Origin of the sequence: Ruminococcus sp. D54t1_190329_F1 (assembly GCF_015551645.1) — a bacterium.
In the GTDB taxonomy this organism is placed as follows: Bacteria; Bacillota; Clostridia; order Lachnospirales; family Lachnospiraceae; genus Blautia_A; species Blautia_A faecis.
This window is the reverse complement of sequence record NZ_JADNDC010000074.1, coordinates 1-5,905: the sequence shown is the minus strand read 5'-3', so window position 1 is coordinate 5,905 and position 5,905 is coordinate 1. Positions and strand designations below refer to the sequence as shown.

Here is a 5,905-nt window from a genome sequence, read left to right as displayed (position 1 = left end):
CTTAATCGTGAAGGCTCTCCTGAACGATTTAGTCGCAGTTAGCAGTTAGTTCGCTGGAGCGTTGCGCCGGCGAGTGAACAATCACCATTGTCCGAATGCGTCCGCCTTGAACAACTTTCAACACACTAAATAGCAATTTAATCTGCTAAATACGCCTTCTTCAACTCGTTTTTCGTCATTTCCTGCACCTTAAATGTAGCAGTTCCATCTCCGCTTTCCCATGTAATATGCAGACAATTCTCACCTTCCGGCTTTACATCTCCGTAAATGATCATTCCCGCATCTCCAAACCAGATTGCATAAACTGGTTTTTCTTTCCACATCCAGGCTTTCTGCTCTTCATCATATTCCAGCCCTAATGCCTTATAAATATAACTATTCCCGTCTGCCATATACCCAACCTGGTCTGCAGCTGAATCCTGCGCTATCTCTATATCCGCCTTATCATCCGGATTCTGTCCATCCTGCACAACTGTCACGAAAAAATCCTCTGTTGCTGATTCTGTGGCGGATTTTCCAGCATTTTCTGCTTCAGCCGCTGTCACTTCGTCGGTCTCATCTGTCACAGTATCTGTGTCCCCATTTTGAAAAACCTTGGTTACCATCTTTCCATCTGCATCCATATAACTCTCTGCATACGCCCATGCCACTGTCTGCGGTATCCATGCCACACCAACAGTACCCAGAATTGCTGCACAGATTCCCAGTGCCAGCCCTTTTCCTCTTTTTTTCAGCCCTTTGTTTTTCCGCATTGTTTTCATAAAAAATGCTCCTTTCTTCTTTTTGATTACATTAAGAAGAATAGAGCATTTTCTTGTATTCCATATGTAAGTAATTTGTGATTTCTGTGAAGTTTCAACTTAGAGCGTGTCTGAAACATGCGAATATGGAGAATCATTAGAGGGATACGATCTCTGGCAATAATTCCATTTGGAAACACACACCTGCCTCTGTATTTCTCATCTCATACTCTGCCCCATGCTGTTCCAGAATCTCCCGTACAATATAAAGTCCCAGACCGCTGCCGCCGTTTTCGCGGTTACGGGAGAAATCTACGCGGTAAAAGGCGTCAAACAAACGGGGAAGATCCTGTTGGCTTATGTGCACACCTGTGTTTTCCACTTCCAGAAGTATCTTCGCTGTATTTTTCATACTTTTCAATTCTCTTGAATTTTGGCACCCTGAAACTTCTTTTAGTAGAAAAGAGTTAGATGTGGAAGAATCCACATTATAATCCGTGGATAATTTCACACTTATTCTCTCACCAGCAGGTGAATACCGTACTGCATTTACCAGAATATTCCGGACTGCAATCGCCATCAGTCCAGAATCTGCCATGCAGGGACACTTCTCTGGCAAAAAGATTTCCAGTTCCATATTTTTCTGCTCAAAAAGCTCGTTCAAGTCTGCCAGCTGAAGCCTCACCAGCTCTGCCATATCCATCTCTTTTTTCTTTAATGAGAAACCGCAGGATTCCATTCTGGAAATCACCAGGATTTCCTGAACCATATTCTGCAAAGTAACCGTCACTTCTCTTGCCCGGGCAAGATATTTGTCCCGATCCTTGTAGACTCCCACATTCTGTTCCATGCCTTCAATCTGCCCTTTTAGTATGGTCACAGGCGTTTTCAGCTCATGGGACGCTGCTGCAAAAAATTTCATACGTTGCTGTTCCAGTTCCCGCTCCTGTTCCATCTCATCTTTCAGTTTGGCATTGGCTTCCCAAAGGCTGGACAAAGCCTGATCCAGGCTTTCCGCCATTGTGTCAAGGCTTCTGGATAAAACCCCAATTTCATCTATACGCTTCATATCAGTGCGCACCGAGAAATCCAGATTCGCCATTTTGTCAGAAGCCACGCCCAACTTCTGCACTGGCTTTGACAAATATCTGGAATAAAAAAGAGCGATCAGCAAAGATACCGCAAAAACAGTAAGCAGCATCCACGGAAGGATCTGCCCCAATGCTTCCACTGCCTGATTCACAAGCTGGGTAGAGCCAAACACAAAAAGGGTATACTTATGATCTGTTCCTTTAAAAGCAACCTCATAACGTCCCATAGCCTGCTGTTCCATCTGCTCTACCATGGAAACACCTTCTTCTGTCTGGATATTATCTGCTTCCATAGTTTCTACTGTACTGGCAAATTCTTCTGACACCCCTTCACTGCTTCCTTCTATCTCTGAAGTTATCATCAGCGCATCCCCAAGTCCATTCCACTCCCTGACAATTCCACCATTTTCATCAAGAAGAACCACTCTAGACTGATTCGCACTGCTGAATTCTTCCATAACAGATAATGCATTTTCCAAAGTATATCCGGACAAAGATTCTGCCAGCTGCTTCGCCCTTGCTGCCAGCGTCCGGTTCAGGGAATCGGAATAGCTGCGCGGCATAAAAGCGGTCACGAAGCCATAGGAAACCCCGGATACAGCCATAAGGATCACCATGGTTAAAAGAAATATTTTTACACTAATTCTGCTTTTTATGTATTTTATCAATGCGATATCCTACCCCTCTGATGGTATCAATGTAATCCCCTGCCAGCTTTTTCCGAAGATTCTTAATGTGTGTATCCACAATCCGGTCTTCTCCAAAATAATCAGCACCCCACACAGCATCCAAAAGCTGATTCCTGGTTAGTACACGCCCTTTGTTCAAAAGGAACTCTCGCAAAAGTTCAAACTCTTTCTGGGTAAGCTCCACTTTTCGCTCTTCCTCCCACACCTGGTAACCGGAAGGATCCAGCTTTAAATCTCCATACTGTAATATCTCAGGGTTCTTCTCATCTGATAAATGTTTCCCACTGCGTCGCAGCACTGCCCCTATTTTCCGCAATAGTACCTGCGTTGAAAAAGGTTTTGTCACATACTCATCCACCTGAAGATCGTACCCTTTTATCTGGTAGGACTCATCATCCAGGGCGGTGAGCATGATCACCGGCACCAACGAAGATTTCCGAATCAACTCCAACACCCCAAAGCCATTGATTTTAGGCAACATCACGTCCAGAAGAACCAAATCAATTTTCTCTTTTTCCTCCTCGTACAGATTAATAGCTTCCACCCCATCAGAGGCGCAAAACACCTGATATCCTGCCTCTTCCAGATAATTTTTCAACAATTCCTGTATATCAAATTCATCTTCCACCACAAAAATATAACTCATTTTCTCTCCCCATATCTGGCAAATTTCCCCAAGCCCTATTTCTTTTATTTTCCTATAAACAGTTGCGCAATAGATTTCATAATACTTGGGGCGTGCAAAAAATCTGATTTACCATTGCGGACCTTGACACATTATTCGCAGTATACCACGTCTATATGGAGTTTATATGGAGTTTATGAATTTTCTTCCTCGTCTTCCAGAATCCGCAGCCCGGCTGTGCTGGTTACGGGGAGGGAGAATACAATGGTTCCGGCTTTGGAGGTGAGACCGGCTTTTTCCATGATAGCACTCATAATGGCATTTTTCTGCTCTGATTTTGCCACAATGAAGATCACCTCTTTTTCGGAAACCAGGGAAACGCCAAGAAACTGTTCGGCGCGCTTCATTCCTACCCCTTTTCCATGAAGAACGGTACCGCCGGTTGCGCCACCCTCCTCTGCTGCTTTCATCACCTGGGTGTTATATCCGTAATTGGCAATTGCCACGATCAGTTCATGCTTTGTCTCTTTCAATGTACCTTCCTCCTCTCTTACAAACTCCTGACCCTGAATGAGAAATCCCAGTTCCCGCTTGCCGCCAATGCTGCTCATGGGAATGGTAAATGCAATCCCGGTTCCGGGCACGTCGATCCGCAGCTGGTTCTGCAAGCCCTTTTTCACCTTTTTCCAGGTAGCTGCTGTCACAAAGTGAAAACAGATGCTTTTCTCATCATCTTCTAATCCCATATAGTCAAGGATGGAGCTTGAGGCAGTTCCCATACCAAGAGAAACCGTTCCTACTTCTATCTGATTTTCCCGGTAAAGTGCTGCAAATTTTGACATGTATTTTCGGTTGGTGATGGTAACCATCATGTATAATTCGCTCATAGATGATTCCTTTCTTTGCAAATTTTAACACTGTTCATAATCTCTCCTAAGTGTACTCAATCATCATTCCTATAATCTGTACTTCCACTTTGTGCTACACAAAAATGGCATCTATTAGGCGCTCCTAACTATAGTTATTCATTTATAATGTATTTGAGTCAACACTCAATCCCTATTTTCTTAATTTTCTATAACTCTATAATTTCTGTGTCTTCCAGTTCTTCAAACAGTTCCGCCACTGGTATAGCTTCCACTGGTATTTTGTCCGCAGGCAAATTCTTCCCCTTGCCTCCAAGCTCGCCCCCTTTTACCCGGTAAACCAAGCCCAGCACCTGCAGAGTAATAAGAGGCGTCATAGCAACCATCGCCACTACACCAAAAGCATCTGTCACAATATTTCCTCCCACAGCTTCACAGGCTCCCTGCGCCAGCGGAAGGAGAAAGGTTGCGGTCATAGGTCCTGAGGCAACACCGCCGGAGTCAAATGCAATGGCAGTAAAAATTTTCGGCACAAACAGGCTGAGAATTAAAGCAATGGCATAGCCTGGCACCAGGAAATAGAAAATAGAAATTCCAGTCAGCACCCGGAGCATGGAAATCCCAACAGAGACTGCCACACCCACAGACAAACCGATCTGAATAGATTTCCCGGAAATCGCTCCGTCAGTCAGCTCCTCAACCTGCTTCATCAGCACATATACCGCAGGCTCGGCTTTTACAATAAAATATCCGATCACCATTCCAAGAGGCACAAGAATCCAGTTATAAGGCAGATTTCCCAATACCATCCCCAGGTAATTTCCAGCTGGGATAAAGCCTACATTTGCCCCGGTAAGGAACAGAACAAGTCCTATATATGTATAAAATAAGCCGATACAGATTTTGATCAGCACAGTTTTATTCAATTTCAGAGAAACAATCTGGAAAATTTCGAAGAAAGCAACAATTGGGAAAAGGGATACGGCGATCTCTTTAAAATATTTCGGCAATGCAACTGCAAATAATTTTCCCAGTTCTATCGAATTTTCCACTTCAGAAACCACTTCCAGCGCAGCGCTGCCTTCCGTGTGGTACAAAAGTCCCAGAATCAGAACTGCCAAAATAGGTCCAATGGAGCACAGAGCCACAAGCCCGAAACTATCATCTCCGGCATGTTTATCATTACGGATGGATGCAATACCAACACCCAATGCCATAATAAAAGGTACCGTCATAGGTCCAGTGGTCACTCCACCGGAATCAAATGCCACTGCCAGAAAATTCTCAGGAACAAACATGGCTAATACAAATACAAAAATATAGAAACCGAATAACAATGGCGGCAGCGCAATTCCAAAAAGGATACGCAATAAGGCCACAACAAGAAACGCACCAACACCAAGTGCCACGGATAAGATCAGCACCAGATTGGGCACAGAAGAAACCTGTTCTGCAAGAACCTGCAGATCTGGTTCAGATATTGTGATAATAAAGCCCAGAATAAAACCGATAATTATAATAAAGCCTAATTTCTTCGTGCGAAGCATACTGCCTCCCACATGCTCTCCCATGGGCGTCATAGATAATTCTGCTCCCATGGAAAAAAAGATCATTCCCAGGATCACAAGCACAGATCCTACCAGGAATTCCACCAGGATGCCTGGAGATAACGCGGCCACGGTAAAACCAAGTATAAAAACGATCAGTACAATGGGAATCACTGCGCTGATGGATTCTCTGGCTTTTTCCCTGGCTTTTTCCTTTAAGACAGACTGATGGGACTGAAGTTCTCTGATTAATTTTCTTTTTTCCACATATACCTCCTCATATAATCAAGTGTTTTTTATTGAAAATTCAAGGTTTTTCAACCTTTCATATCTCAGTGAATAAGCCA

Annotated in this window: 5 protein-coding genes; all 5 read right to left on the bottom strand. The window is 43.9% G+C overall.

The window, feature by feature from the left end; translation table 11 throughout:
- Nucleotides 1-137: 137 nt before the first annotated feature.
- A complete protein-coding gene (locus I2D69_RS19315) occupies nucleotides 138-761 on the bottom strand; it encodes a hypothetical protein (RefSeq protein WP_195380400.1) in 624 nt (207 codons plus the stop codon).
- Nucleotides 762-897: 136 nt separating this feature from the next.
- Nucleotides 898-2,436, bottom strand: a complete 1,539-nt coding sequence (locus tag I2D69_RS19310; protein WP_195380399.1) for a HAMP domain-containing sensor histidine kinase — start codon at nucleotides 2,434-2,436, stop codon at nucleotides 898-900.
- Nucleotides 2,437-2,470: 34 nt separating this feature from the next.
- Nucleotides 2,471-3,166, bottom strand: coding sequence for a response regulator transcription factor (locus I2D69_RS19305; RefSeq protein ID WP_195380398.1), 696 nt, complete (start codon nucleotides 3,164-3,166; stop codon nucleotides 2,471-2,473).
- A gap of 173 nt (nucleotides 3,167-3,339) precedes the next feature.
- On the bottom strand, nucleotides 3,340-4,032 hold the full coding sequence (locus I2D69_RS19300) for a P-II family nitrogen regulator (RefSeq protein ID WP_195380397.1): 693 nt from the start codon (nucleotides 4,030-4,032) through the stop codon (nucleotides 3,340-3,342).
- A gap of 188 nt (nucleotides 4,033-4,220) precedes the next feature.
- A complete protein-coding gene (locus I2D69_RS19295; protein WP_331464935.1) occupies nucleotides 4,221-5,825 on the bottom strand; it encodes a DUF1538 domain-containing protein in 1,605 nt (534 codons plus the stop codon).
- Nucleotides 5,826-5,905: the final 80 nt, after the last annotated feature.

Excerpts from the sequence above, each read along its gene's own strand:
- I2D69_RS19310 (WP_195380399.1), bottom strand. The coding sequence starts at position 2,436 with ATGGCTGTATCCGGGGTTTCCTATGGCTTCGTGACCGCTTTTATGCCG.
- I2D69_RS19300 (WP_195380397.1), bottom strand. The coding sequence starts at position 4,032 with ATGAGCGAATTATACATGATGGTTACCATCACCAACCGAAAATACATG.
- I2D69_RS19315 (WP_195380400.1), bottom strand. The coding sequence starts at position 761 with ATGAAAACAATGCGGAAAAACAAAGGGCTGAAAAAAAGAGGAAAAGGG.
- I2D69_RS19305 (WP_195380398.1), bottom strand. The coding sequence starts at position 3,166 with ATGAGTTATATTTTTGTGGTGGAAGATGAATTTGATATACAGGAATTG.